The following is a 26,536-nucleotide window of genomic DNA, read 5'->3' as shown; positions in this document are numbered from 1 at the left end:
AGTCGGCGTCCCTACTTGTGGTCGGGCCAAAGGCGCTGCAGCCACACGGTCTCTTCTCGGTCGAGATCGGTGAACCCGAACTTGCGGTACAGCCCGTCCGCGTCATCCGTGGACAGGATGATCCGCCGCAGCTGCATGTCCTCGACATCCGCCACGACCTGCTCGATCAAGCGCTTCGACAACCCCCGGCCTCGCACCGACCGGTCGATGTAGACGTCGCCGAGCCAGGCGAACACCGTCCGGTCGGTCACCAGCCGGGCGAAGCCGACCTGGCGGTCCCCGGCCTCGTACAGCCCGTAGCACACCGAGTGCTCCAGGGCCTGGGCCACGCGCTCCTTCGGCCGCCCTGGCGCCCAGTACGTGTCGGTCGACAGCACCCGGTGGACCCAGTCGAGATCGAGCCGTTCGGGATCGGTGGAGATGACGTACTCATCTGCCGTTTCCATTCCCACCTCCGCCGCCGTCCTTCCGCATCCCGCGGCGCCGCTTTACGGGACCTTCCGCGTTCTCACGCGATCCGTGCTCCGCCAACAGCTGTCGCATCCGCTCGGCATGACTGTGCCCGATGCCGGCGTACAGCTTCCCGGCCTCGTCGAGAGCGCTCCGGGCCTCGTCGTGTCGCCCCAGCGCCAGCAGCGTCTCGCCTCGGCGCGCGAGGGCGTCGGCGGTGCCGACTTGGTCCATGATGCGCTGATGCAGTCCGACGGCGGCGTCGAAGTGGGCCAGGGCCTCGGTCAGCTGCCCTTCCGCGACGGCGAGCTCCCCCAGTCCACGGCGGGTCTCGCCCTCGACCAGCTGGTCGTGGGTCTGCCGCGCCAGGTCCAGGGCGGTCTCGTAGAAGCGTGCGGCCTCCGGAAGAGCGCCGCGCAGCCGGGACACCTCTCCGCGGCCCCAACACGACTCGGCGAGCCCGTGAAGATCGTTGCGGTCCTGGAAGAGGCGCCCCGCGTCGCGGTAGTGCGTGAACGCCAGGTCCAGATCCCGTTCGTCCCGCAGCATCGCGACTTCTGCCAGCCCGAGCAGGCATTCGGCCTCGCCCCGATCGAGCCCCAACTCCACATAGCCCTCGCGTGCGGACTGGAGCTGCCGGACCGCCGCGTCCCAGTCCTCCCGCAGCCTGGCGATGTGGCCGAGCCCGTTGCGGGCGCCGGCCTCGCCTTCAGCGTCCCCGAGTGCCACGTACAGCTCGATCGCGCGGCGGAGTTCCTTCTCGGCGTCGGCATACCGGTCGGCCATGCGCAGTACGCGCCCGCCGAGCGCTCGCCGGGCTTCGGCCTCGGCGAGCCGGTCGTCGAGTTCCGTGGCGAGTTCGGCGGCGGCCCTGAGGAACACCTCCGCGTCGCGGGTGTAGCCGATGCGCAGCAGCGACGGGCCGACCAGCAGGCAGATGTCGGTCAGAACGACCGTGGTCCCGGTTTCGCGGTGCTCACGGTGGTAGTTCAACGCGTCGACGAGATTTCGCCGCTCGAGTGTGAGCCACCGCTGCGCTTCGGCCGCACTGAACCTCAGGTTGGCGGGGCGGATCCTGGAGCGGCGTCCCTGGGCGTCGTCGAAGTGGGCGCTGACCGCGCGGGCGCGGTCGAGCTGGTGGAGCAGCAGCCGAAGCCGGGCCGCCTCACCGTCCGCCGCGGAGACGAACTCGTCCAATTCGGCTTCGATGTGCAGATAGGTGCGGTCGTGGAATCCGTAGGCGCCGTCCGCTCCGACCTTGAGCAGCCCCAACTCGGAGAGCGTATGGAGTCGGGAAGCGGCCGTGGCGGTCTCGGTCCCGTCGAGTGCGGCCAGGACCTCGGCGGTGAGCCGGAACCCCGGTTGCGCGGCGAGCAGGCCGAGCGATCGGCGCAGGTCCGCGTCCAGGCGTTCGACGGCGAAGCGATGGGCGGCGGCGATGAGGTCGACGTCCTGCACCTTCTCCAGCAGGCCGTTGATCGCGGCCCGGGGGCGGCCGCTCAGGAGACGGATCAAGGGCATCGCCAGGGGCGCCGCCGAAATGCTGCGGATGAGGCCGCCGATCTGGTTGCCGTCGTCGGCTTCGAGTCCGGCGAGATGGCGCAGGACCGCCTCGGCGGGCAGGGCCGGAATGGCCAGGCTGCGGGCGAGCAGGCCGGGCGGGGCCACACGGCTGGAGACGATGACGACGCAGTGTCCGTCCCCGGGAAGGAACGGCTCGACCTGGGCGATGTCGAGCACGTCGTCGAGGACCACGGCCTGGACGTTGCGATGGCGGACCACGCTCTTCCAGCGGGCGCGCAGTTCGGGTTCGGCCATGCGGTCGGCGCTGAGGATGTCGTAGCGGCGCAGCAGATCGGCGAGGGCCAGATAGGCGTCGGTGTCGCGGAAGACGCCGCCGCCGAGCTCGCGGGAGGAGCCGCGCATCCGCACGAACGGGACGGCGAGTCCGTTGCGTTCATCGAGGCGGCGGGCGAGTTCGACCGCGAGCGTGGTCTTTCCGGAGCCGGTGTCGCCGTGGATCCACACGATGGTCGCCCCGCCGGCGGTCCGGCAGTGGTCGAGCAGGGCCGCGAGCTCGTCGTCTCGACCGATGACCTGCTCGTTCGAAGCGGGCAGGGCGAAGACGGTGTCGGAGAAGTCGACTTCGAGATGCTCGGCGGGTCCGAGGTACGCCTGGCGGGCGTCCCGGATCCGGGCGTGCAGGTTCTGGAGGACGCCGCCGCTGCCGCCTTGGCGTCCGATCTCGGCCAGGAGCGCGCGGCGGAGTTCGCGGACGAGTGCGGCGTGGTCGACGCCGTCCGCGGTGACCGGGTCGATGAGGCCGAGGCGGAGGGCGAGGCTGTCGCGCAGGACGAGGTTGCCGTAGTCGTCGATGACCTCGTCTTCGCGGAGGTCGGCGAGCCGCTCGCGCAGGACGATGCCGAAACCGGAGGCGGCGCCGGTGGTCCTCACCGCCTGGTGGACGGCGCGGCGTGCCGCTCGCCTGATCGCGCGGCGCACTCGCAGGCGGGGCAGCCGTTCGCGGAATTCGAGTCCCATGAGGTCCGAGATGAGACCGATGACCTCGAAGATCAGACTCATGTGGGGGTGGACTCCAGTCTGCAGGGGGCTTGCGACAGGTTCATCAAGGGTACCCGGTAACGCAAACGTCACAGACCCGCACAGAGGCTCGGGAATCGGATGAGGTTGGGGCGCAGGGCGGCCCGCGGTCAGGACTCGGCCGGTTCCGTCGCGCGGTCGATCTGCCTGGCGCGGACGGCGCGGAGCACGGGGATGACGACGACCGTCAGGACCAGGACGCCGACGAGCGTGGCGGACAGCGGGCGCTGGACGAACTCGGTGACGTCGCCGCCGAAGATGCGCATCGAGCGGCGGAACGAGCCTTCCAGGAGTGAGCCGAGGACGAAGGCGAGCACGAACGGCCCGGGCTCGAAGCCGAGCTTGCGCATCGCGTAGCCGACCAGGCCGAGGGCGACCGCCAGCAGCATGTCGAAGGCGTTGTTGCGGATGCTGTAGACGCCGAGCATGGTGATGACGATCGTGATCGGGGCGAGGACGCCGGGGCGGATCTTGAGCATGCGGACGAAGACCCCGATCAGCGGGATGCTCAGCGCCAGCAGCAGGAGATTGCCCAGGTACATCGAGTTGACCACGCCCCAGAAGACGTCCGGGTGCTCGGTCATGAGCGCCGGACCGGGGGTGATGCCCTGCAGCATGAGCGCGCCGAACAGCACGGCCATGGTCGCGTTCGCCGGGATGCCGAGCGTCAGCAGGGGAATGAACGAGGAGGTGGCGGCCGCGTTGTTCGCCGATTCGGGCCCGGCGACGCCTTCGATGGCGCCCTTGCCGAACCGGGACGGGTCCTTCGCGCTGCGCTTCTCCACGGCGTAGGCGACGAGCGAGGACATCGTGGCGCCGCCGCCGGGGAGGATGCCGAGCACGAAGCCGACCGCCGAGCCGCGCAGGATCGCCAGCCGCGAGCGCAGCCACTGGGCGCGGCTGGGGATCGCGCGTCCGAAGGCGGGGACCGCCGACTGCGGCCGGTCGCGGTGTTCGAGGTTGTAGAGGATCTCCCCGATGCCGAACAGCCCCATCGCGACGATCACGAAGTCGATGCCGTCGGCGAGCTGGTCGGTGCCGAACGTGAAGCGGGGCGTGCCCAGGAGCGGGTCGAGGCCGACGGTGGCGAGCAGCAGCCCGGCGGCGGCCGCGGCGGCGCTCTTGACGAGTGAGCCGCTGCCGAGGGTGCCGACGAGGAAGATCCCGATGAGCGCCAGGACGGTGTACTCGGCGGGGCCGAACGCGAGCGCGACTCCCGCCAGGGCCGGGGCGATGAACGAGAGCAGGAGGATCGAGGCCGTGCCGCCGATGAACGAGGCGAGGGCGGCGACGCCGAGCGCCGATCCGGCCTCGCCGCGCTTGGCGAGCGCGTGCCCGTCGATGGCCGTCACCACCGTGGAGGCCTCGCCGGGCAGTTTGAGGAGCACCGAGGTGATGGTCCCGCCGTACTGGGCGCCGTAGAAGATCCCGGCGAGCATGATGACCGCCGCCGCGGGCTCCAGGTTGTAGGTGATCGGCAGCAGGATCGCGATGGTGGCCGCCGGGCCGAGGCCCGGCAGCACGCCGATGAGCATGCCGATCGTGACGCCCAGGAGGCAGAACAGCAGGTTCTCCGGTTCGAACGCCACCGAGAAGCCGGTGAGCACAGGTGAGAGGTCCATGGTCGATGCTCCAGAGGGGACGGTCAGAGGACGATCAGGTGCGGCAGCGGCACCCCGAGGCCGAGGATGAACAGGGCGTACGCGGCGGCGGTGACGCCCACCGACAAGAGCGCGGTGCTCAGCCACGACTCGCGGCCGAGGAACCGCAGCCACGCCGCCAGCAGGAGCAGCGTCGGGATCTCGAACCCGACGACCTCGAACAGGCTCGCGTACGCGAAGAGGGCGACCGCGGCGGCGGCCACGCTGATCGCGCCGCGCGTGAACGCCTCGGTGCCTCCGGCGCGGCGGGCCGAGACGAGGATGCCGATCCCGGTCGCGACCAGGAGCGCCGAGACGATCAGGGGCCACAGGCCGGGCCCGGGGTCGGTGAGGGTGCCGATGTCGAGGCGCAGGCTCAGCCAGGCCGCGGCCGCGCCGAGGACGACCGGCACCGCCCCGGCGACCGCGGCCAGGCCCCGCCCGCCCGGAGCCGGTGCGTCCGGTTCCGGGAGGGCGTCTTCGGTCTCGTTCTCCGCCATGGGGAGAGCGCTCACGATCCGTCGCCGAGGGTCAGGCCGGCGTCGGCCACGTTCTGCGCGTACTGCTGGGCGGCCTCGCTCAGGTGGTTCCGGGCCTCGATGTCCTCGACCTCCCACACGTCCATGAAGTTGTCCTGCAGGAACGCCTGGTAGTCGGGGTCCTGGCGGGCCTGCTCGAACGCGAGGACGAGCGCGCCCGCCACGGTGTCGGAGACTTCGCCGGGCGCGACGACGAAGCGGCGCTGGTCGACGACGACCTCGTACCCGGATTCGGCCGCGGTCGGCACGTCGGCGAGGAACGGGCTGCGCTCCTCGGAGAAGACCGTCAGCGGGCGCAGCGCCCCGGCCTCGATCTGCGGCATCGTCTCGGCGAGCGATCCGGAGACGGCGTCGATCTCCTGGCCCAGGAGCGCGGTCACCGCGGGCGCGCCGCCGTCGAAGGGCACGTCGGTGGCCTCGGTGCCGGCCAGGCCGAACAGGAGCGCCAGCGAGAGCTGCCCGCCGGTGCCGACGCCGGCGGTGCCGTAGTTCAGCGACGGGGCGGCGACCAGGTCCTCAAGGGACTGGTAAGGCGAGTCTGCGTGCACCACCAGGACGTAGGCCTCGTTGGTGAGCGTCGCGATGATCCGGAAGTCGTCGATCGAGACCGCGTCGGGGTCGTCGACGACCAGCGGCGTGATCGCGAACAGCGACTTGACCGCGAGGGCGATCGAGTAGCCGTCGGCGTCGCCGGACAAGAGCTCCTTGAGGCCGACGGCGCCGTTGGCGCCCGGCTTGTTGGTCAGGGCGATCGACTGGCCGAGCGGCTCTTCGGCGGCGAGGCAGGCGGCGCGGCTGAGCAGGTCGCTGGAGCCGCCGGCGTCGAACGGCACCGTGAAGTCGACGGCGCGCGTGGGGAAGTCGTTCTCGGCGGCATCGGCGCCGCCCTGCACGCCGTTGCAGGCGGTGAGCGCGGCGACCGGTACGGCTGCCGTGGTGGCGAGCAGTCCTCGCCGGGTGAAGGGTCGGGGGTTCATGATCGGCTCCTCATTGAGTGACGGTCGTGTGCGGGGGAAGGGGTCAGCCCAGGCAGGGGCGCTTCGGGTCGAAGGCCCAGCCGGGGGCGAGGTACTGCATGGCGGCGGCGTCGTCGCGCGCGCCGAGGCCGTGCCGGAGGTATCGCTCGTGCGCGAGCTCGACCTGTTCGAGGTCGAGTTCGACGCCGAGTCCGGGCGCGGTCGGCACGCTGATCGCGCCGTCGGCGATCGTGAGCGGTTCGGCGGTGAGCCGCTGCCCGTCCTGCCAGATCCAGTGCGTGTCGATCGCGGTGATCGCACCCGGCGCGGCGGCGGCGACGTGGGTGAACATCGCCAGCGACACGTCGAAGTGGTTGTTGGAGTGCGAGCCCCAGGTCAGCCCCCAGGCGTCGCAGAACTGCGCGACGCGCACCGAGCCGGACATGGTCCAGAAGTGCGGGTCGGCCAGGGGGATGTCGATCGCTTCGGCGCGCACGGCCTGGGCGAGTTCGCGCCAGTCGCAGGCGATCATGTTGGTCGCCGTCCGCATCCCGGTGGCCCGGCGGAACTCGGCCATGACCTCGCGGCCGGAGGAGCCGCCTTCGGGCCCGCAGGGGTCCTCGGCGTAGGCGAGCACGCCGTCGAGGCCGCGGCACAGGTCGATCGCCTCGCGCAGGGACCACGCGCCGTTGGGGTCGAGCGTGATGCGGGCGTCGGGGAAGCGCTCGGCGAGCGCGGTGACGGCGGCGGCCTCGTCCTTGCCGGGCAGGACGCCGCCTTTGAGTTTGAAGTCCCCGAAGCCGTACCGGTCCCGGGCGGCCTCGGCGAGGGCGACGACGGCTTCGGGGGTGAGTGCTTCCTGGTCGCGCAGGCGCAGCCAGGGGTCGTCCTCGCCGGTGCCGTCGCGGTAGGGCAGGTCGGTGCGGCCCCGGTCGCCGATGTAGAAGAGGTAGCCGAGCACGGGCACGCTCTCGCGTTGGACGCCGTCGCCGAGCAGCGCGGCGACCGGGACGCCGAGGTGCTTGCCGAGGAGGTCGAGGAGCGCCGATTCGAGGGCGGTGCGGGCGTGGATCTCGACGCGCTGGTCGAAGGTCTGGCGTCCGCGCCCGGCCGCGTCGCGGTGGGCGAAGCGCCGGTGCACCCGGTTGAGCACGTCGCGGTGGGCGCCGATCGGGCTGCCGACGACGAGTTCGCTTGCTTCCCTGAGCGTCTGGGCGATGGGTTCGCCGCCGGGGACTTCGCCGATCCCGGTCGCGCCGGTGTCGTCGGTGAGGATCACCAGGTTGCGGGTGAAGAAGGGCGCGTGGGCGCCGCTGAGGTTGAGCAGCATCGAGTCGTGCCCCGCGACCGGGACGACGCGCAGGCCGGTGACGACGGGCGTGTGGGTCATGGGGTTCACCGCAGTTCGGGGGGCAGGAGTTCGGCGGGGGCGTCCTGGTAGGCGACGGGCCGCAGGAAGCGGTCGATCGCCAGGGTGCCGACCGAGGTGGAGCGGGAGTCGGTGGTGGCCGGGAACGGTCCGCCGTGGACGGTGGCGGGCCCGACCTCGACGCCGGTGGGCCAGCCGCCGAAGACGATCCGTCCGGCCATGAGTTCGAGGCGGGGCAGCAGGCGGGCCGCCGCGGCACGGTCGTCGGGCGAGGCTTGGACGGTGGCGGTGAGCTGGCCTTCGAGCGCGTCCAGGATCGCGTCGAGTTCGGCGGGGCCGGCGGTGACGATCAGCGTGGCCGAACCGAAGACCTCTTCGCGCAGGGACGGTTCGGCGAGGAAGGTAGCGCCGTCGGTGTGCAGCAGGGCGGGAGCGGGGTCGCCGCCGCCGCGGGCGAGGACGCGGACGCCGGGGACCGCGGCGAGGCGTTCGACGCCCTCGAGGTAGGACTCGCGGATCGCGGGGGTGAGCATCGGTTGGGCCGCACTGGCTTCGAGGTCGGCGGCGGCGGTGTCGAGGAACGCGTCGCGGCCGTCGCTCTCGGGGATGAAGACGAGGCCGGGGTTGGTGCAGAACTGGCCCGCGCCGAGCGTCGCCGAGGCGACGAGGCCGCGTGCGAGTTCGGCGGGGCGGGCGGCCAGCGCGCCGGGGAGGACGAACACCGGGTTCACGCTGGACATCTCGGCGTACACCGGGATCGGCTCGGGGCGGGCCGCCGCGGTGGCGGCGATGGCGAGCCCGGCGGCGCGCGAGCCGGTGAAGCCGACCGCTTTGATCGCCCGGTGGGCGACGAGCGCCTGGCCGAGCGTGCGGCCGGGTCCGAAGAGCAGTCCGAACACGCCCTCGGGCAGGCCGGCGGCGGCGACGGCCGCGCGGATCGCCTCGCCGACGAGGGCCGACGTTTCGGCATGGGCCTCATGGGCTTTGACGATGACGGGGGCGCCCGCGGCGAGCGCGGCGGCGGTGTCGCCGCCGGCGACCGAGAACGCGAGCGGGAAGTTGCTGGCGCCGAACACGGCTACGGGGCCGAGCGGGATGCGGCGCAGCCGCAGGTCGGGTCGCGGCGGGGTGCGGTCAGGCAGGGCCGGCTCGACGCGGACGCCCTGCCAGTCCCCGCTTTCGACGAGGCGCGCGAACATGCGCAGCTGGCCGCAGGTGCGGGCGCGTTCGGAGGCGGCGCGGGCGGCGGGAAACCGCGTCTCGGCGGCGACGGTGTCGACGAGGCGGTCGCCGAGCGCTTCGATCCCGGCGGCGATCGCGTCGAGGAACGCGGCCCGCGCGGTCGGGTCGGTGCTCCGGTACTCGTCGAAGGCGGCTTCGGCCCGGGCGGCGGCGAGGTCGAGTTCGGGGAAGGCGGTCATGCGGCGGCCTTCGCGATGAGGGCGCTCAGCGCGGCGAACTCGTCGGCGTCGAGTTCGGTCAGCGGCGGGCGCACCGGTCCGGCCCCTCGGCCCACGGCCCGCATCCCGGCCTTGACGATCGACACCGCATATCCCTTGCCGCGGTTGCGGATCTCCAGGTAGGGCAGGACGAACTCGTTGAGGCGCCGGTAGACGGAGGCGCCGTCCCCGGCGCGCACGTCGTCGTAGAAGGCGAGCGCGAACTCGGGGACGAAGTTGAAGATCGCCGAGGAGTAGGTGGTGACGCCGAGCTGGAGGTACGGGAGGGCGAAGGTCTCGGCGGTGGGGAGGCCGCCGATGTAGAGCAGGCGGTCGCCGAGGGTGGCGTACAGGCGGGTCATGAACTCGATGTCGCCGATGCCGTCCTTGAAGCCGATGAGGTTCGGGCACGACTCGGCGAGGCGTGCGACGGTGGGCACGCTGAAGGAGGCGTTGGCGCGGTGGTAGACGATGACGCCGAGCGAGGTCGCCGCGCACACCGCGCGGACATGGGCGGCGAGCCCGTCCTGGCTGACCTCGGTGAGGTAGGGCGGGAACAGCAGGACCGCGTCGGCGCCGGCCTTCTCGGCGTCCTGGGCGAACTCGACGGCCTGGGACGTCCCGTATCCGGCGGGGGCGACGATGGGGACGGCTCCCGCCGACTGCTCGACGGCGGCCCGCAGCACGGTGGCGACCTCGGGCGGCGTGAGCGAGAAGAACTCGCCGGTGCCTCCGGCGGCGAACAGGCCCGACGCGGGGTACGTCGCCAGGTGCGCCAGGTTCTCGCGGTAGGCCGGCCCGTCGAAGGACAGGTCTTCGCGGAAGTGGGTGACCGGGAAGGACAGGAGTCCCGAGCCCAGGACCCGCTGGATGTCTGCCGGGTCGTATCGCGTCATTTCGGGGAGTCTCCTGGTTCGTCGGGTTGGACAGTACCGTAGGCCTCTCGCGTTATACCCGTCCAACACTGATTCGATATCGGCTGATACCTTCAACGCATGTCAGCTGGTGAAGCCCCGTATACCCTCGACCAGCTGCGCGGTTTCGTCGCCGTCGCCGAAGAAGGCCACTTCGGACGGGCGGCCGCGCGGTTGCGGATGACGCAGCCGCCGCTGAGCCGCCAGGTGCAGCGCCTGGAGCACGTCATCGGGTTCCGGCTGTTCGACCGCACGGCCAGCGGGGCGGTGCTGACGCCCGCAGGGAGAGTGTTCCTCGACGAGTCCCGGCGGCTGCTCACGTCGGTCGACACCGCGCCGCTCCGGGCCCGGCGGGTCGCCGCGGGCACGGCCGGGACCATCCGGATCGGCTTCACGGCGGTCTCGGCGCTGACCGTGCTCGGGCATTGGATCGCGGTGGCCGCCGCCGAACTGCCCGGAGTGGACCTCGTTCTGAGCGAGATGGTCACGCACGCGCAGCTCGACGCCCTGCTCGCCGGGGAGATCGAGGTCGGCCTGGTGCGGCAGGTCCCCCGCTCCGACGTGCTCGACTCGCGCCTGGTGTCGACCGATTCGCTGGTACTGGCCGCGCCGCGCGACCACCCGCTCACCCGGCTCGGGCGACCGCCCAGCCTCGCCGACGTCGCCGAGCACGACGTGGTCACCTACTCGCCGTCCGAGGCCTGGTACTTCTACGAGCTCGTGGTCGCCGCGTTCCAGCATGTGCGCGTCAACCCCCGGTACGTGCAGCACATCAGCCAGGTCCACACCGTCGCCGCGGTCGTCAACGCCGGGCTCGGCGTCGCGCTGGTCCCGAGCTCCGCCGCGACGCTGCGCCTGTCCAACCTCGTCTTCCTCGACATCGAGGGCATCCCCGAGGACTCCGTGGAACTGCACGCCGCCTGGCGCGTCCGCCACGGCAACCCCGCGCTCGGCAGACTCCTGGACACGGTCTGAGTCAGATCCGGGTCGGTGGCGCGCTCATCGCGGCTGTGAGGAACGTGATCGCCCATCCCCGGGACGCCTCGCCCGCAGCCGGGGACTCGCAGCCGGGCGAGGGTTGCTGGTGGGCCTCGAGGCGGTCGACGGCCGTCACGGCGAGGATCCCCCGCATCCGGAACCGCAGCTCCTGGGGGGCGAGGTCGGGCAGCGCGCGCGCGAAGGCCGCGAGGTAGCGCTCGCGGACCGAGTCCTCGGCCGGGCCGGTCCAGTTGCGGGCCTCCTCGGCCGGGTCGCTGAGGATCGTCACGATCAGCCGGGACGTCCGGGCGCTGCCCTCGTCGCCGGCCGGCATCCGGTCGAACATCGGCCCCGCGAATGCCTCCACCAGGTCGCCGACCGTTGGGTCGGGGGTCCGGGCGAGCAGTTCGTCGAGCCCGGCGCGCTGGGCGGCGTTCATGGGTTCGACCACGCGGCGGGCGACTGCGGCCATCAGCTCCGCCTTCGAGCCGAAGTGGTAGCCGACGGCGGCCAGGTTCGCTCCGGCGAGTCTGGTGATCGCGCGGACCGAAGTGCCTCGGTATCCGTGCTCGGCGAAGAGGCGCTCGGCCGCGTCGAGGATCTGGGTGCGGGTGTCAGGGCTCGCCACAGGAGGGATTTTACATATGTTTGAATGAAACGTACGTATGAATCAAACGGACGTGTGAAAGAAGGCTGTCATGAAGCTGCTCGTCTACGGCGCCGGAGTCTGCGGCAGCATGTTCGCCGCCCGCATGCACGAGGCCGGCCACGACGTCTCGCTCCTCGCCCGGGGCGAGCGCCTGGCCGCTCTGCGCCGGCACGGCGTGAGACTCGCCGAGGAGGACGCCCCGGTCGTCGAGCAGGTGCCGGTGCCGGTGGTCGAGCGCCCGGACGGCGGGTACGACCTGATCGCCGTCTTCGTCCGCACCCACCAGGTCGACGCGGTGCTGGCATCACTCGCCGGTGTCGAAGGCGACGTGCTGTTCCTGCTCAACTGGGCGGCCGGTCCCGCGCCGCTCAGTGCGGCGATCGGACGCGAGCGGGTGCTGCTCGGCTTCCCCGCGACCGGAGGCACGATGGACGGCGACGTGGTCCGCTACCGCAAGAGCAATGTCGTCACCCGCCTGGTCGCGATGCCGATCGGCGAGATCGACGGCCGGACCACCCCGCGACTGGAGCGGATCGCGGCGGCGTTCCGCACCGCCGGGTTCAACGCCAAGGCCGAGCCGCAGATGGACGCCTGGCTCAGGACGCACGCCGCGTTCGAGGTCCCGCTCGGGCAGGCGGTGCACGCGGCGGGCGGCCCGGTGAGGCTGGCCGACGACCCGGACGCGGTCCGCGCCATGCTCCACGTCATGCGGCAGAACCTCGCCGCGATGGAGGCGCCGCCGGTGCCTCGCGCGTTCACGGCGTTGCGGACGCTGCCGCAGGGGCTCCTCGTGGCCGTGCTCCGGCGCTTCCTGAAGAGCCCGACGGCCGTGCAAAGCGGACTCAGCGACTTCTCACCCGCCGCGACGGGCGAACTCGAGCGGCTGGCCGAACAGCTCGGCGATCGGCTCAGCCCCTAGCGAGTCCTATCATCCACATGGGAATCTTGGTATCGTGGGCGGCACGACGCCCCGCCGCCGCGCTCGCGCGGCGACCCGAGATCGACCGGATGCGCACCGCCTGCGCGCACCGACACCCCGTCCACCTTCTCTCGAGGCCCCGAGCTCATCCGGGCTCATCGCGACCGAGGCTCTCATATCCGTCCACTTCGCAGCCGTCCTCTCAACGGTCGCTCCGCGGGCGTCGCCTTCCCGGCCCCAGGCAGCCGCCGACACAGGAGAGTGACCACCCCATGCTCACCCGATCCGATCACGACCCCGCACTCGGACACCGCCGCCGCACCCTCCTGCTCGCCGCCGCCCTGACCCCGGTGGCCGCCGGCTTCGGCACCGGCCTGGCCGAACCCGCCTCCGCATCCACCGCCGGCGGCAGCGCGCAGGACGCCCTGAGCTGGTTCGACACGACCGTCACCGTCACCGCCGCAGGCGGATCGACGGTCCGGGTGATCAACGACCGCTCCTGGGCCATCGCCTGGAGCGCCGGCGCACGCGCCGTCCGGTCGGCGCCGCGCCGCTCCCGCGACGCCTTCTCCCGCGCCGCCCTCGCCTCAGCGCTCCACACCGGACTGTCGGCGCTCACCACCGGACAGCAGGCGACGCTCGACGCGGCGTTGGCGGACGCGCTCGCCCGCATCCCCGACGGCAGGGCCAAACGCGACGGCGTCGCCGCCGGAGCCCGGGAAGCCCGGGCCCTGATCGCCGACCGCGAAGGCGACGGGCTCGACGCGGCTTCGATCAGCCCCGTGATCGAAGTCCCCGCTCCGGCACCGGGCATCTGGCAGCCCACCGCGCCGTCCTTCTCGCGGCCCACCACCGCCGGCATCGCCCACGCGCGTCCGTTCGCGCTCGAGTCCGCCGAGCAGTTCCGCCCCGCCGGGCCGCCTCCGCTCGGCACCGACGCCTACCGGACCGAGTTGGACGAGGTCAGGACCCTGGGTCGGATCGACTCCACCGAGCGCACCGAAGAGCAGTCGTTCATCGCGCAGTTCTGGCTCACCTCGGCGGTCCCGCTGCTCCAGCAGTCGCTGCGCCGGGGCCTCGAGCGGACGGACGACCTTCTCGACCGGGTCGAGCTGGTGGCCCTGACCTACATCGCCCAGGTCGACTCCCAGATCGCGGGCGCCGAGACGAAGTACCACTACTGGCACTGGCGGCCGATCACCGCCGTCCGTGAGGACCCCGAGAACCCCGAACCGGAATGGACGCCGTTCGAGACGACGCCCAGTCACCCCGACTACATCAGCGGCACCAGCCTCTACGCCGGCGTGGGCTCGGCGGTGCTGGGCGCGTTGGTGCCGCGGGGGCCCGGCCGGCGGTTCCAGCTCACGAGCCCGGCCTTCCCCGATACGCCGCGCTCGTACTCGAGCTGGGCCGCACTGGGTCCGGAGGCGGTCTCGGCACGGGTGTTCACCGGCATCCATTTCCGCACGGCCGGAGCCGACGCCCTGACGCTCGGCGCGGACGTCGCCGACCACGCCGTGCACCGCCGGGACGACCTGTTCTGCTGACGCGACCGCCCCGTCCTACTCCCCCGCGGCCGGCGCCGCTTCGACGCCCTGCCGCCGGGACAGAGAAGTCCGCCGTTGCGGGGTGCCGCTGACGGGAGTGCAGGTTCCCCGACAGCACCTACTATCGGGGCATGTCACTGACCGCAGGCGAGGTCGACCAGTTCGAGGCGTGCCGGCCCCGGCTGGCCGCCCTCGCCTACCGCCTTCTCGGCTCGGCCTCCGATGCCGAAGACGCGGTGCAGGACGCCTTCCTGCGGTGGGCGGCCGTCGATCGCGACGAGATCCGCACGCCCGAGGCCTGGCTGACGAAGGCGCTGACGAACGGCTGCCTCGACCGGCTGTCCTCGGCGCGGGCGCGCCGCGAGCGCTCCTTCGGGCAGTGGCTGCCCGAACCCGTCCTCGACGGCGACCCGCTGCTGGACCCGGCCGAGACCGCCGAACAGCGCGAGTCGGTGTCCCTCGCGATGCTCCTCCTCCTCGAACGGCTCGGCCCCGCCGAACGGGCCGTGTACGTCCTGCGCGAAGCGTTCTCCTACAGCCACCGCGAGATCGCGCAGATGCTCGACCTCACCGAGGCCGCCAGTCAGCAGCACCTCCACCGGGCACGCGAACGCATCGGGACCGTCGATCGCGAGGAACCGGTCGATGCGGCCGCCGGCCGCCGGATCATCGAGGCCTTCCTCGCCGCCGCGGCATCGGGCCGCACCGAACGGCTCGTCGCGCTCCTGCGCGACGACGCGACGGCGACCGGGGACGGCGGCCCCGTCCCGACCATCCCCGGCGAGTACCGCGGCGCCGAGCGCATCGCCGCGTACGTGCGGGGCGTCTTCAAGCCGACGCCCGTCAAACGGCGGCTCCTCGGGGGCGCTCCGGCCGTCCACGCCGCGGCCGTCAACGGCTGCCCCGCGCTCGTCGCGGTCCTCGACGACCGCGTGGTCGGGGTCATGGCCTTCGCCGTCGTCGGAGGGAAGATCGCGGCCGTCCGCAACTTCGCCGACCCGGCCAAGCTCGCGTACCTCAGCCGCCGGTGGCGTACGCGTGCGCCGGAGGCACCGCTGATCGCCTCCTGGTGACCTGCGCCGCACTTCCTCCGCGCCTGTCAGGAAACGCCGCCCCGCCTCTTCTAGGGGGTGTTCACGACAAGCAAGGAGGACAGGCAGATGGGACACCGCGTGCTCATGCTCGGGGCCGGCTACGCCGGGCTCACCGCCGCCCGCAGGCTCAGCACTCTGTTGCGGCACAACGACGTCGAGATCGTGCTGGTCAACGACCGGACCGACTTCGTCGAACGCATCAGGCTCCACCAGCTCGCCGCCGGGCAGGACCTGCCCCGCCACGAACTGGCCGATCTACTGGCCGGGACGGGCGTGCGGCTGCACTGCGCCCGGGTCGAATCCATCGACGCCGAAGAGCGCACCGTCGTCGCCGACGGCGAAGCGATCGGATACGACACGCTCGTCTACGCACTGGGCAGCGCGGGCGCCCCGCTGCCCGGCGCCGCCGAGCACGGCTGGAGCGCGGCCTCGCCCGCCGGGGCGCTGCGGCTGCGCGGCAGGCTCGGGCGAGCCGGACAGGGCGAGCGGGTGCTCGTGGTCGGCGGCGGCCTGACCGGTCTCGAGATCGCCGCCGAGATCGCCGAAGCGCGGCCCGAGCTGTCGGTCGCCCTGGCGACCTCGGGCGGGCTCGGGGACTGGCTCGCTCCTGCGGCCCGGCGGCACCTGCGCCGCGGGTTCGATCGCCTCGGTATCGAAGTGCGCGAAGGCGTCAGGATCGAGCGGTTCGGGCCCGGAGGCGCGGTCGCCGACGGGGCGCTGGTGCCCGCGGACGTGTCGATCGCCGCGACCGGGTTCGCCCCGAATCCGATCGCGGCCGGCTCGACACTACGGCTCGACGACTCGGGCCAGGTCGTGGTCGACGCGGCGATGCGCTCGGTCTCGCATCCGGACGTCTACGCGGTCGGGGACGCCGCCTGGGCGATGGGCCCGGGAGGACGGCCGCTTCGGATGTCGTGCTCCTCGGGGATGCCGACCGGCTGGATCGCCGCCGGCGAGATAGCGGCACGGCTGACCGACCGGCGGCCGCCGCGGCTGCGCGCCAGGTACTTCCACCAGACGATCAGCCTCGGCCGCCGAGACGCGGTGGTGCAGTTCGTGACCGCCGACGACCGGCCCAAGCGGGGATGCCTGACCGGCCGGGCCGCCGTGCGGTACAAGGAGACGCTGTGCCGCACGGCGGTGTGGTCCTTCGCGCACGACCTGCCCGCGAAGCCGGCCCGCAACGGTGCACTGCACTCGGCTGCTTAGATCTCAACTCCGCCTTGCGGTGGGCCCGGCCGAATACCCCGGGCCCACCCGCACGACGTGCCGTTCCGCCGCCGTGCCGTGACCGCACTCCATGTGCCCGTGCAGAATCCGTGCAGGTTCCGTGCAGGCGCGGTGGAGTCTCTTCGCATGACATCAACAGCAAAACCATGGCCGCGAGTACTCGCCGTCGCCGCCGCGGTGCTCCTCGCCGCCGTCACCGTAATGCTCAGTTCTCCGGCACAAGCCCAGGTCAACGCCGCCTCGTGGACCTGCTATGCCGGCGGCCAGTCCAACAACGGCGATGCGGACAGCCGCGACATCTGGGGGTCCTGCGAGGAAGCCGGCTCCGGCTCCGTAGGAGCCATCTTCCAGGCACTCGGCGAGCACTTCACCGTCTGCGACCGATTCCCCAACGGGCACGCCACCTTCGCCCAACTCACCGTGGAAGGGAACGGCACCGCGACCTTCTACACCAACGGAGGCGGCGGCGACTGCGACGACTTCGACCTGAGCTTCGACGAAGGCCTCTCAGTGAGCCTCAAGGTGTGCACCTCCGACACCGCCGGAGCAACCTGCACCCGCGCGACCGGCGGCATCACCTGACCTGCACCAGCAATCGGGACGGGCCGCGGCCACGACGAGTCCGATCGACATCGATTTCCCGAGCGCGAGATCGCGCGGCGCCGTGCCGGCGGTACCCCAGCTCGGAGATCGCGGACGACCGCGGTGGAGCGGCTCCTCGCTGCGCGGATTCCAAGGTTTTCCAACGGGTGCTTTCGCACGACGCCCGTAGCGGATTCAATGGCATAGCCAGGAACAGCTCACCGAACCGCCGTTCGAAGGGAGGCAGCGATGCGCGACCGCGAATACCGGTCCAACAAGGACTGGCGCCGTGAAGACGACTGGAACTAGCCGTATCCGGTCGGCCGTGAACGAAACAAAAAAGGGGCACCCGTAAAGGACAGCCCCTGGGACTAGCCGCAGACGAACACCGTACCGAGCGAGTCCGGGAGGAGGACTGACGATGCGCGACCGCGAATACCGCGCTCCGAGCGATTGGCGCCGCGACAGCGACTGGCATTAGCCGCAGCCGCAAAGGCCGGAGCCCGGGACACCGGGCTTCGGCCGCGGTTCAGCCGACCCTCAGGAGCAGGACGGCGAGGCTCGCGGCGGCACCCGCGAAGCAGGCCGCGGCCGCCTTCGGACTCGTCTCGGCGGTCCCGGAGGTACGGCCGCTCAGCATCGACTGGAGCTGCTCGCGCAGCTCCTCGTTGAACGCCAGACCCGCCGCGAGGATCAGCGCCGACGGCAGCACGTAGACCAGGGTGTAGCCGACGAGGACGACCACCGCGGCCAGAGCCGCGATATCGGAGTCGATGAGGCGTTCGACGGCCAGGACCATCGGGAACGCGTTGGGGAGGTCGCCGACCGTGGCGAGCACCCCGAACGGCAGTGCGCTCCAGGCGTTCACCCACGGCGGCAATGTGTAGCCCTTGCGCTCGTGCGGCCGGAGCCTGCGCACGCCCTTGACCACCAGCGCCGCCGCCAGGCCGGCGAACAACAGGCGGCGAAGCCACAGCGTGAACCCGTCCAGCACCGAGTCCGCGAACATCAGTCCGAAGTAGAGCATCAGGGCGAAGGCCAGGAACGACGCGGCCGCCCCGAGCAGGAACGCCCAGCCGGTCGGCGCGGGGCGCTTCGCGCCGAGCAGGATCACGATGACGATCCAGATCGTGGTGGCGTTGATCGAGTCGAGCAGTGCCAGACCCGTCAGGCCCCACAGCAGTCCGCCCGTCACCGGGCACCGGTCCGTTCCCCGGTGCGCCCCGTCAGACTGCCTCCGTTGCGGCCCATGCGCGTTCCCTCCCGGACTGCGACATCCGCGCCGCGAGTCGTGTCGAGGACGGCCCGCGCCGCCCGACCGCACAGTACCGGGCCCGGATACGGCCGACGTACGCCGCGTGAGGACCCGCCGCCGGATTCAACCGCGGCCGACCGCGGGGGCGTCCAGGTCGGCGAGCTTGGCGCGGATACGGGCCGCGTCGGGATGGTCGAGGTCGGTGAGGATCGTCGCGGCCTCGTGCCAGGCGTCGCGGGCCGCGTCGGCGGCGTTGCGGTCCAGGTGCAGGTCCCCGAGGAGGACGAGCGTGTCGGCCACTTCGTAGCGGTCGCCGAGTCCGAGGTAGAGCTCCAGCGCTTGTTCGAAGCCCGAACGGGCCTCGTCGGGTTCGTCGAGGTGCTGTTGGACGTAGCCGAAGGTGGCCCAGGCGCCAGCCTTCCCGTAGCCGAAGTCGAGTGCCTCGCACAGCCGCAGCGACTCGAGGCAGTGGACGAGCGCTTGATCGAACTCGCGTTGGAGCGCGTGGTACCAGGCGACGGCGTTGAGTGCGCGGGCCTGACCGACGCCGAAGTCGGCGGTCCGGTAGAGCCGAAGCGCGCGTCCGGACAGTTCGAGCGCCGCGGCCGTTCGGCCCTGCTGCTCGCGCAGGTAGGCGAGGTTGAGGAGCTGGTGGGCCTGCTCGCGTTCGCCGCCCAGCAGGAAGGTCAGCTCCAGTACGCGCTGCAGCCGGCGATCGGCTTCGTCGAATCGGCCCAGGCGGACGGCGGCGCGGGCCGTGACGCGGTGCGCGTGGAGCAGGGCGGTGTCGTCGCCGAGGTGCTCGGCGGCGGCCATCGCGGCCGCGCCGGCGGCGGCCTGCTCGTGCCAGAGCCCCAGCCGGTCGAGGTAATCGGAGATGCTCCACGCCAGCTGCCAGGCGCGAGTCCAGCGACCGCTGTCGTGGGCGTGGACGACGGCGGCGAGGAGCGCCGGGTGTTCGGCCGTGAACCAGGCGGTCGCGTCGGCATGTCGTTCGAACCGCTCCGGGTCGATATGCGGCCCAAGGGGGTCGAGTGCGATCGACTCCCAGTTGGGGTTCAGGCTCAGCGTCGCGGCATGGGCGGTGTGCAGGTAGTGGTCGAGCAGGCGGTCGACGGCGGCGCGCCGCTCGGACTCCGGGTCCGTGCCCCGGCAGCGCTGTACCGCGTGCTCGCGGACGAGGTCGTGGAACGTGTACCGCCCGGCGTCGTGCTCGGACAGCAGACTGGCTTGGGCGAGCTCCAGCAGCGCTGTGCGCGCGGCCGGGAGCGGACGCGCGAGGAGGCTCGCGGCGGCTTCGGCGGTGCAGTCGGGCCCCGGGTGGAGGCCCAGCAGCCGGTAGGCGCGTTTCGCTTCGTCGGTGAGGTGCCGGTAGGAGCGGTCGATGGAGTCGGCGAGGCTGGTGGACGGGTCCGTCGGCGTCACCGAGAGCCCCGCCAGGCGGTCTTCGGCGAGCGAGCGCGCGTACTCGCCGACGGTGACCCGCTGGGGGTGCCGGTGCGTCAGGAAGTCGGCGGCGGCGATCTGGAGCGCCAGCGGCAGGTGCCCGCAGGCGGCGGCGAGTGCCTCGAGATCGGCGCCCGATGCGGTCCGGGCCGCGAGTGGGCCGAGGAGGCCGCGGAGGAGGCCCGTCGCCTCGGCTCCGGTGAGCGGCTCGAGCGGCAGGTGCACGACGCCCGGGTGCGAGGCCGCCAGCCCGTGCATGCGGCTCCGGCTGGTGAGGAGCGCCAGGCAGCCCGGCCCGGTCGGCAGCAGCGGTCGCGCCTGCGCCTCGTCGTGGGCGTTGTCGAGGATGAGCAGCAGGCGCCTGCCGGTGAGGACCTGCTGGTACAGCGCGGCTCTGGCGTCGAGGTCGGCCGGGAGGCGCCGCGGTTCGACGCCGAGCTGGATCAGCAGCTTCGTCATCGCGTCCCCGGGGCGCATCGGCGGAGTGTCGGCATAGCCGTGCAGGTTCAGGTAGAGGCACCCGTCGGTGAACGTGGCCTGGACTTCGCGGGTACGGGACCAGCGGACGGCCAGCGCGGTCTTCCCGGCGCCCCCGATCCCGGTGAGCGCGGCGACGACCGGTGCGCGGCCGCGGGCGTGGTCGAGCAGGAGCCGGTCGAGTCGTCTGAGGTGGGTGCTGCGGCCGGTGAACGACCGGTTGTCGGCCGGCAGGCCCCGGAGCTTCCAGGCCGGTCCGGGCTCGGCGACGCGCATGGAGGTGCCGGTGAGGCGGCGGCGGGTCTCGTCGAGTCGGAGCCGCTGCCGGAGGTTCAGGCCGAGGCGGGGATTGCTCAGCAGCAGGTCGAAGCGGTCGGGCTCGTCGCCGACCGGGGGCCGCGGCAGGTGCTCGCCGCGCAGCCAGTTGTAGACGGTGCTGGTGCTGACGCCTTCGGTGGAGGCGGCGATCTCTCGGACCGAGCAGCCGGAGTCGGCGATGCGGCCGCGGAGCCAGTCGCCGAGCATCGCGTGCGTCTCGAGGTGGGCGAGCGATTCGTCCTCTTCGGAGTCCCGGTGTCCGGCCAGCCAGGAGTTCACGGTCGACTCGGGCACTCCGAGTTGGCGCGCGGCGTCGGCCGGCGACCGGCCGGTCGCCGAGAGGTGGGCGGCCAGCCAGGCGGCGAGCCCGCGGACGGTGCCGGGGTCTGGGGCGTCGGTCAAGGGTCGGTCGGCTCCAACGGGGATCGATACGTGCACGGGGGGTTCCAGCGGCCGTTGCGCCGCTGGGCGTCCAACGTATTCCAACGGCGCCTTCGGGTCAATGCCGCGCCTGGGTTGCTCGCGCCGACCTCGGTGGCCGTCTGCCAGGTCAGCGCTCGGCGAGGACATACTGCGCGGCGGCGTCGGCGAGCGCGTCCGCATCCCAGAGGTGAAGGAGGTCGGCAGCGTCGTTCTCGGTCGGCCAGAGGTCTCCGGCATAGGGGCACGGCAGCTCGTCGCCGACGTCGGCGCCGGCGACGTCGAACGTGCCGACCGACCGGCCCGTTCGGGTTTCGTGGACCTCGAACGTGTAGGAGGCGGGGAAGACGTCGCGAGTGTGGTCGAGGTATTCGCACCGGCCCAGTGAGGTGGTGCCCGTCTGCCTGGTCTCGGTCAGGCAGAGCACGAGCTGCGCCTTCGTCGCATCGGGCCCCGATTCCCCCTCCGGCGCGATCCACTCCTCGGGGAAGTCGCGCTCTCTGGGGATGGCGTTGGTCAGGTCCGAGGACAGGTCGCTGTCCTGGAAGACCACGACGGGGTGCGGGCCGGCGCCGGTGTAGGCCGGCGCGGAGGGAATGGGATGGCCGAACAGCTCCCCGCAGGGCAGTTGGTACTCGGACGGGGTCGTGGCGGATCCCGCGTCGTCTCGCTGGTCGGTGCCGCTCTCGTTGCGTTCTCCTGGGGCGCAGCCGACCAGGGCCAGCACCAGCATGGTGGCCGATGCCCGCCGCAGTCGGGCCGATCGCCGCTTGTTCGAGGTCGCCATCGGAGTTCATGCTCGACTCCTCCTTCACGGTCCACAAGGAGTCGTTGGAATCCGCTGTAAAAAGCGGGTCTCGGCGGCGAAGCCGCCGGTGTGTCGCAGGGATCTGGGAGGGTGGTCCTCATGACGCTCAACTGGAATCAGGCCATCGTCGGACAGCTCGAGTTCTACTGGGAGGTTCACCTGCGTCCCCGGCTGGAGGGTCTGACCGACGAGGAGTACTGGTGGGAGCCGGCGAGCGGCAGTCTGGGGCTGCGTCCGGACGCCAACGGCGAGTTGGTGTTCGAGCGCCCCGATGCCTCCTCGGCAGCCGCGCCGGTGACCACCGTCGCCTGGCGGATCGCGCACATCGGGATGGAGGGGATCGGGATGCGCGCCCGCGCCTTCTTCGGTCCCAGCGAAGCGCCGGAGGAGGCGGACATGTTCGATCCCCGGCACTGGCCCGAGCCGTTGCCGGCCACCGCCGCCGACGCGATCGCGTTCCTGGAGCTGGCGTACGGGCTGTGGCACGAGGGCATCGCCGCGCTCAGCGTCGAGGAGATGGAGCGCCCGCTCGGTCCCAAAGGCGGGCCGTTCGCCGACGACACTATGGCCGACTTGGTGCTGCACCTCAACCGCGAGGTCATGGCCCATGGCGCCGAGATCTGCCTGCTGCGGGATCTGTATCGAGCGAACACGTCGGCCTGAGCGCCGGCTCTCGGACGCGGAGGGCCCGGGCCGGGGACTGTGAAGCAGATCTCGGTCCGCGGGGTTGCGCCGTGGGCGACGCCGCGCCATTATCGAAACGAAGCGTTTTCGTTTAGTTGAGAGAAGCGGCCGATGGAACGACGTTCACGCCTGGGTCCTGAGCGCGAGGCCGAGATCTTCGCGGCGGTCGAACGGCTGGTTCGCGAGCACGGGTACGAGAAGGTCACCATGCAGCAGATCGCCGCCGAGGCGCGGACCAGTACCGCGACCCTCTACCGGCGCTGGGACGGGAAGCCGCGGCTCGTGGTCGAGGCCATCCGGCACCGCCGGCCCGCGCCGCTGGAGGCCGTCGACACCGGGAGCCTGCGCGGCGACCTGCTCGCCGGGGTGCGCGCCGTGGTCGACTCGACCCCCGAGGACCACGAGTTGATGAGCGGCCTCGCCAACGCCGCCCGCTCCGACGAGGAACTGGACCGGGCGCAGCGGGAAGTGCTCGCCGAGCCGATGCGCCGGGCCGTGGACGCGGTGCTCGACCGCGCCGCCGCCCGCGGGGAGATCGCGTCCGACGCCCCCGCCCGCGAGTTCGTCCCGGAACTCCTCTTCGCCTCGACCGTGGTGCACCGCATCCACACCGGGTCGTTCCCCGACGAGGCCTACCTCGTCCGCTTCATCGACGTCGTCCTGCTTCCCGCGCTAGGAGTCCGCAAGCCATGACCGCCATCGATTCCCGGGCCGAGCGCTCGGGGTCCCGCCTCCCCTCGCACTTCGGGTGGATCTATGCCGCGCTGATGGTGACGATGCTGCTCAGCGCCTTGGACCAGACCATCGTCTCCACCGCGCTGCCGACCATCGTCGGCGAGCTCGACGGCCTCAGCCACATGGCCTGGGTGACCACCGCGTACATCCTCGCGGCCACCATCGGCATGCCCGTCTACGGCAAGCTCGGCGACCTCATCGGACGCCGCCAGCTCTTCCTGATCGCGCTCGCGGTCTTCGTCGCCGGCTCGGGCCTGGCCGGATTCGCGCAGGACATGCCCCAGCTCATCGCCTACCGCGCCCTCCAGGGCCTCGGCGGCGGCGGGCTCATGATCGTCTCGCAGGCGATCATCGCCGACCTCGTCCCGGTGCGCCAGAGGGCGAAGTTCATGGGCCCCATGGGCGCCGTGTTCGGCCTCGCCGCCGTCGCGGGCCCGCTGCTGGGCGGATGGATCACCGACAACCACGACTGGCGCTGGGCCTTCTGGATCAACCTGCCCCTGGGGATCGCCGCACTGGTCATCAGCGCCGCGGCGATCAAGCTGCCGCGCAAGCGGGTCAAGGTCAGGTTCGACTACCTCGGGACCGCGCTCATGGCCGTGGCGGTCACCTGCCTGATCCTGCTGTGCACCTGGGGCGGCACCGAATACGACTGGACCTCGCCGACCATCCTGTGGCTGGGGGCGGTCACGATCGCGGCCGCGGCCCTGTTCTGCGTGGTCGAGAGCCGCGTCGCCGAGCCGCTCATCCCGTTGCGGATGCTGCGCAACCCGGTGTTCAGCATCGCCACGCTCATCGGCATGATCGCCATCGGCCTGGGCATGTTCGCCGTGATCAGCTACATGCCGACCTACCTCCAGATGGTCTACGGCTACTCGGCGACCGAGTCGGGCCTGCTGCTGATCCCCATGGTCGTCGGCATGATGCTCACCGCCGTGACCTCCGGTTCGCTGGTCTCCAGGCTCGGGCGCTACAAGGGTTTCGTGATCGCCGGGATGGTCGTCATGCCGATCGGCGTCTGGCTACTTTCGACATTGGACCCGTCGACGCCGGTGTGGCTGCTGTGCCTGTACATCGGGGTGCTGGGCGCCGGCATGGGCCTGGTCATGCAGAACCTGGTGCTGGCGGTGCAGAACGCCTTCCCGCAGGAGGAGGTCGGCACCGCGACCTCCTCGAACAACTTCTTCCGCGAGATCGGCGCCACGGTCGGCGTCGCGGTGGTCGGGGCGATCTTCACGAACCGGCTCACCGACGCGCTCGGCGGCATCGGCACTGACTTCGGCGGCGCCGGGGCCGAGTCGATCACGCCCGCGATCGTCCGCTCGCTCCCGGAGGCATTGCGCGACCAGGTGATCGACGCGTACGCCGACTCGCTGCTGCCGATCTTCCTCGGGCTCGTCCCGGTGGTACTGGTCGGCACCGCATTGGCGCTGTTCCTGCCGGGCCGCAAGCTCCGCGAGGACGACGAGCACCGGGGCGCCGCGGCGGACGAGCAGCCGCTCGAGGCCGCCACGGCATGACCGCGGTCTGGGCTCCCGGACGAGCCGCAGGTCGCGGTTCCGGATGGGGCTCAGGCCGTTTCGACGCGGTCGATCTGGTCCGAGAGCTTCGCGGAGAGGCGGCCGAGTTCGGCGAACTCCTCGGCGGTCAGGCCGTCGAGGACGAGGCGGCGGACGACGCGGACGTGCCTGGGAGCGGCGGCCTCGATGACGGCGCGGCCGTGCTCGGAGATCGCGACATAGGCGCCGCGCCCGTCCTCTTCGCACTCCTCGCGGGCGACCAGGTCGCGTTTGATCATGCGGCGGATCTGATGGGACAGGCGGCTCTGCTCCCAGTCGAGGTCCTTGGCGAGGTCCTGGAAGCGCACGCGGCCCTCGGAGACGTCGGTGACCGCGACGAGGACCTCGAAGTCGGCGCTGGACAGGCCCGAGTGCGACTGGAGGTCGGCGGCCATGCGGGCCGAGAGCTTCAGGTGGACGCGCACGAAGGCGCGCCAAGCGCGCTGCTCGTCGGCGCTCAGCCAGGGAACAGCGCTCGGCTCGGTGTCGTTCATGCCGTCGATACTACCCTTTAGTTGACATATCATCTAACCAGACCGTTCAGCCTTGCCGACCGAGTTCGGCCCCCAGCCATTGGAGGACCTGCGGCGAGGCCTTGTCGACGGCGTCGTCGAACTCGGGGTGCTTCTTGACGAACCGAGCGACGTACGGGCAGACCGGCACGATGCGCTTCCCGGCCGCACGCGCGTCGAGCAGCGCCCGCTCGACCAGTGTGGACGCCAAGCCCTTGCGGGCGAAGGCCTTGTCCACCTCGGTGTGGTAGAAGATCCGCTGGTCGCCGCGGTCGCGGTAGGCGGTCAGCCCGGCGCGCGCGCCGTCGACCGCGATCTCGTAGAGGCGTTCGGCGTCCACTCGCCGCACGACCGGCTCGCCCGGGTCCTCGGCCCGCTCGCGGGCCGGCGGGTTGCGCCGCGGCATGATGACCGCGTTGGGCAGCGGCGGCGCGGGGAGCCGGCGCCCGGCGTAGCCCTCGACGGTGCCGAAGCGGTCGGAGGCGGCCTCCCAGTCCTCGCGGGCTCGCACGATCTCGTCGTGGCTGCGCGCGATGAAGTTCCACCACATGACGATCTCCTCCTCGAACGGCGTCCCGCCGAGCAGGATCGTCCGCGCCGGGGCGTCCGAGTCGTTCGTCAGCGTCAGGGCGTTCGCACCCGTGGCCGCGTAGCCGAGCTCGGCCGGGCGGATCACCGTGTCCTCCAAGCGGACGCTGCCGGCGTCGACGAGCAGGCCGTGCTCGAAGCCCGGGTCGACGGCGAGCGTGACGGCGGCGTGCGGCTCAAGGTCGATCTGGGCGCCCAGCAGCGGCGTGAACGTGCGGACCGGCGCGGTGGACCCGGCGAGCGAGCCGAGGAAGACCCGGATCTCGGCCCCGTCGAGGCGCACCGGCTCGGGCACGTAGTGCTGGAAGTCGCGGCCGGCGCCGCGGTCGGCCTCGGGCAGCGCGAGCCACAGCTGGACGCCGTGCAGGACTTCGGTGCCGGAGGTGGAGACCTCGGAGTGGGCGATGCCGCTGCCGCCGGTCATCAGGTTCATCTCGCCGGGGCGGATGAACGCGTGGCTGCCGAGGCTGTCGCGGTGCTCGATCTCGCCGCTGAAGAGCCAGCTGACGGTCTGGAGGCCGGTGTGCGGATGCGGGGGCATGTCCATGCCGCCGACGGCCGGCACGCGGACCGGGCCGTAGTGGTCGGCGAAGCACCAGGCGCCGATGAGGGTCCGGGCCCGCTGCGGCAGGGTGCGCCGCACCAGCAGGGCCCGCGGGCCGCCGAGGGGGACTTCACGCGCCGAGAGCACCTGCACCCCGGCCGCGCCGCCGTCCGAGGAACCGCACCGCACCGCTTCCGGAACCGCTTCCGCATTGCTCACCTGGACCACCTGCAATCCGAACTAGTTGTCACATCATCTATATTCGCACAAGCATAACCCCGAC

The 26,536-nt window shown here is 71.9% G+C and carries 23 protein-coding genes; 9 read left to right on the top strand and 14 right to left on the bottom strand.

Annotation, left to right across the window (positions count from 1 at the left end; genetic code table 11):
- Positions 1–11: 11 nt before the first annotated feature.
- The 8 genes from BLQ63_RS13405 to kdgD all read right to left on the bottom strand — a co-directional run bounded on the left by BLQ63_RS13405 (position 12) and on the right by kdgD (position 9,890).
- Positions 12–446, bottom strand: coding sequence for a GNAT family N-acetyltransferase (locus BLQ63_RS13405; protein ID WP_091035288.1), 435 nt, complete (start codon positions 444–446; stop codon positions 12–14).
- Positions 430–3,033, bottom strand: coding sequence for a tetratricopeptide repeat protein (locus BLQ63_RS13400; RefSeq protein ID WP_091035285.1), 2,604 nt, complete (start codon positions 3,031–3,033; stop codon positions 430–432). Before BLQ63_RS13400 ends, BLQ63_RS13405 begins: the two co-directional genes overlap by 17 nt.
- Before the next feature lie 128 nt (positions 3,034–3,161).
- Positions 3,162–4,673, bottom strand: coding sequence for a tripartite tricarboxylate transporter permease (locus BLQ63_RS13395; protein WP_091035282.1), 1,512 nt, complete (start codon positions 4,671–4,673; stop codon positions 3,162–3,164).
- A gap of 23 nt (positions 4,674–4,696) precedes the next feature.
- On the bottom strand, positions 4,697–5,206 hold the full coding sequence (locus BLQ63_RS13390; RefSeq protein WP_143014878.1) for a tripartite tricarboxylate transporter TctB family protein: 510 nt from the start codon (positions 5,204–5,206) through the stop codon (positions 4,697–4,699).
- Positions 5,203–6,207, bottom strand: coding sequence for a Bug family tripartite tricarboxylate transporter substrate binding protein (locus BLQ63_RS13385; RefSeq protein ID WP_091035277.1), 1,005 nt, complete (start codon positions 6,205–6,207; stop codon positions 5,203–5,205). Before BLQ63_RS13385 ends, BLQ63_RS13390 begins: the two co-directional genes overlap by 4 nt.
- A 43-nt stretch (positions 6,208–6,250) precedes the next feature.
- Positions 6,251–7,576 carry an enolase C-terminal domain-like protein gene (locus BLQ63_RS13380; RefSeq protein ID WP_091035972.1) on the bottom strand — a complete coding sequence of 442 codons (1,326 nt, stop codon included), beginning with the start codon at positions 7,574–7,576 and terminating at the stop codon, positions 6,251–6,253.
- Positions 7,577–7,581: 5 nt separating this feature from the next.
- On the bottom strand, positions 7,582–8,976 hold the full coding sequence (locus BLQ63_RS13375; protein ID WP_091035274.1) for an aldehyde dehydrogenase (NADP(+)): 1,395 nt from the start codon (positions 8,974–8,976) through the stop codon (positions 7,582–7,584).
- The gene (gene kdgD / locus BLQ63_RS13370; protein ID WP_091035272.1) at positions 8,973–9,890 is read right to left on the bottom strand and encodes a 5-dehydro-4-deoxyglucarate dehydratase; all 918 of its coding nucleotides are present in this window, start codon (positions 9,888–9,890) and stop codon (positions 8,973–8,975) included. The genes BLQ63_RS13375 and kdgD overlap by 4 nt, the downstream gene beginning before the upstream one ends.
- 99 nt (positions 9,891–9,989) lie before the next feature.
- On the opposite strand from kdgD, the gene BLQ63_RS13365 reads away from it, so the two are divergent.
- A complete protein-coding gene (locus tag BLQ63_RS13365) occupies positions 9,990–10,883 on the top strand; it encodes a LysR family transcriptional regulator (protein WP_091035269.1) in 894 nt (297 codons plus the stop codon).
- A gap of 1 nt (position 10,884) precedes the next feature.
- On the opposite strand, the gene BLQ63_RS13360 is transcribed toward BLQ63_RS13365, so the two are convergent.
- Positions 10,885–11,514, bottom strand: coding sequence for a TetR/AcrR family transcriptional regulator (locus BLQ63_RS13360; protein ID WP_091035265.1), 630 nt, complete (start codon positions 11,512–11,514; stop codon positions 10,885–10,887).
- A gap of 70 nt (positions 11,515–11,584) precedes the next feature.
- Between BLQ63_RS13360 and BLQ63_RS13355 the strand changes: the two genes are divergently transcribed.
- The 5 genes from BLQ63_RS13355 to BLQ63_RS13335 all read left to right on the top strand — a co-directional run bounded on the left by BLQ63_RS13355 (position 11,585) and on the right by BLQ63_RS13335 (position 16,907).
- Positions 11,585–12,454 carry a ketopantoate reductase family protein gene (locus BLQ63_RS13355; protein WP_091035262.1) on the top strand — a complete coding sequence of 290 codons (870 nt, stop codon included), beginning with the start codon at positions 11,585–11,587 and terminating at the stop codon, positions 12,452–12,454.
- A 272-nt stretch (positions 12,455–12,726) separates the two neighbouring features.
- On the top strand, positions 12,727–14,001 hold the full coding sequence (locus BLQ63_RS13350) for a vanadium-dependent haloperoxidase (protein ID WP_091035260.1): 1,275 nt from the start codon (positions 12,727–12,729) through the stop codon (positions 13,999–14,001).
- Between the two features lie 131 nt (positions 14,002–14,132).
- Positions 14,133–15,074 (top strand): sigma-70 family RNA polymerase sigma factor, encoded by a 942-nt coding sequence (locus BLQ63_RS13345; protein WP_177154926.1) that lies wholly within the window; start codon positions 14,133–14,135, stop codon positions 15,072–15,074.
- An 87-nt stretch (positions 15,075–15,161) separates the two neighbouring features.
- Positions 15,162–16,304, top strand: a complete 1,143-nt coding sequence (locus BLQ63_RS13340; RefSeq protein ID WP_091035256.1) for an NAD(P)/FAD-dependent oxidoreductase — start codon at positions 15,162–15,164, stop codon at positions 16,302–16,304.
- A gap of 147 nt (positions 16,305–16,451) precedes the next feature.
- The gene (locus BLQ63_RS13335) at positions 16,452–16,907 is read left to right on the top strand and encodes a hypothetical protein (RefSeq protein ID WP_143014876.1); all 456 of its coding nucleotides are present in this window, start codon (positions 16,452–16,454) and stop codon (positions 16,905–16,907) included.
- Positions 16,908–17,436: 529 nt separating this feature from the next.
- Here the strand turns inward: BLQ63_RS13335 and BLQ63_RS13330 are convergent.
- From BLQ63_RS13330 to BLQ63_RS13320, 3 genes are all read right to left on the bottom strand, one after another.
- Positions 17,437–18,102: a GAP family protein gene (locus tag BLQ63_RS13330; RefSeq protein ID WP_177154925.1), complete on the bottom strand. Its 666-nt coding sequence runs from the start codon at positions 18,100–18,102 to the stop codon at positions 17,437–17,439.
- A gap of 183 nt (positions 18,103–18,285) precedes the next feature.
- Positions 18,286–20,805, bottom strand: a complete 2,520-nt coding sequence (locus tag BLQ63_RS13325; RefSeq protein ID WP_091035244.1) for a tetratricopeptide repeat protein — start codon at positions 20,803–20,805, stop codon at positions 18,286–18,288.
- Between the two features lie 148 nt (positions 20,806–20,953).
- Positions 20,954–21,610 carry a hypothetical protein gene (locus BLQ63_RS13320; protein WP_091035240.1) on the bottom strand — a complete coding sequence of 219 codons (657 nt, stop codon included), beginning with the start codon at positions 21,608–21,610 and terminating at the stop codon, positions 20,954–20,956.
- A 120-nt stretch (positions 21,611–21,730) separates the two neighbouring features.
- Between BLQ63_RS13320 and BLQ63_RS13315 the strand changes: the two genes are divergently transcribed.
- The 3 genes from BLQ63_RS13315 to BLQ63_RS13305 all read left to right on the top strand — a co-directional run bounded on the left by BLQ63_RS13315 (position 21,731) and on the right by BLQ63_RS13305 (position 24,570).
- Entirely contained in the window at positions 21,731–22,294 is a 564-nt protein-coding gene (locus BLQ63_RS13315) for a DinB family protein (RefSeq protein ID WP_091035963.1), read from the top strand.
- Positions 22,295–22,426: 132 nt separating this feature from the next.
- Complete coding sequence (locus tag BLQ63_RS13310; protein WP_091035236.1) at positions 22,427–23,008, top strand: TetR/AcrR family transcriptional regulator; 582 nt, start codon at positions 22,427–22,429, stop codon at positions 23,006–23,008.
- Positions 23,005–24,570, top strand: coding sequence for an MDR family MFS transporter (locus tag BLQ63_RS13305; RefSeq protein WP_091035232.1), 1,566 nt, complete (start codon positions 23,005–23,007; stop codon positions 24,568–24,570). The genes BLQ63_RS13310 and BLQ63_RS13305 overlap by 4 nt, the downstream gene beginning before the upstream one ends.
- Positions 24,571–24,620: 50 nt before the next feature.
- Here the strand turns inward: BLQ63_RS13305 and BLQ63_RS13300 are convergent, their stop codons facing one another.
- Positions 24,621–25,103, bottom strand: a complete 483-nt coding sequence (locus BLQ63_RS13300; RefSeq protein ID WP_091035228.1) for a MarR family winged helix-turn-helix transcriptional regulator — start codon at positions 25,101–25,103, stop codon at positions 24,621–24,623.
- A 46-nt stretch (positions 25,104–25,149) separates the two neighbouring features.
- Complete coding sequence (locus BLQ63_RS13295; RefSeq protein ID WP_091035959.1) at positions 25,150–26,472, bottom strand: bifunctional pirin family protein/GNAT family N-acetyltransferase; 1,323 nt, start codon at positions 26,470–26,472, stop codon at positions 25,150–25,152.
- Positions 26,473–26,536 lie beyond the last annotated feature (64 nt).

This window comes from Glycomyces harbinensis (assembly GCF_900101745.1).
Classification (GTDB): Bacteria; Actinomycetota; Actinomycetes; order Mycobacteriales; family Micromonosporaceae; genus Glycomyces; species Glycomyces harbinensis.
This window is presented reverse-complemented; position numbering and strand designations above follow the sequence as displayed.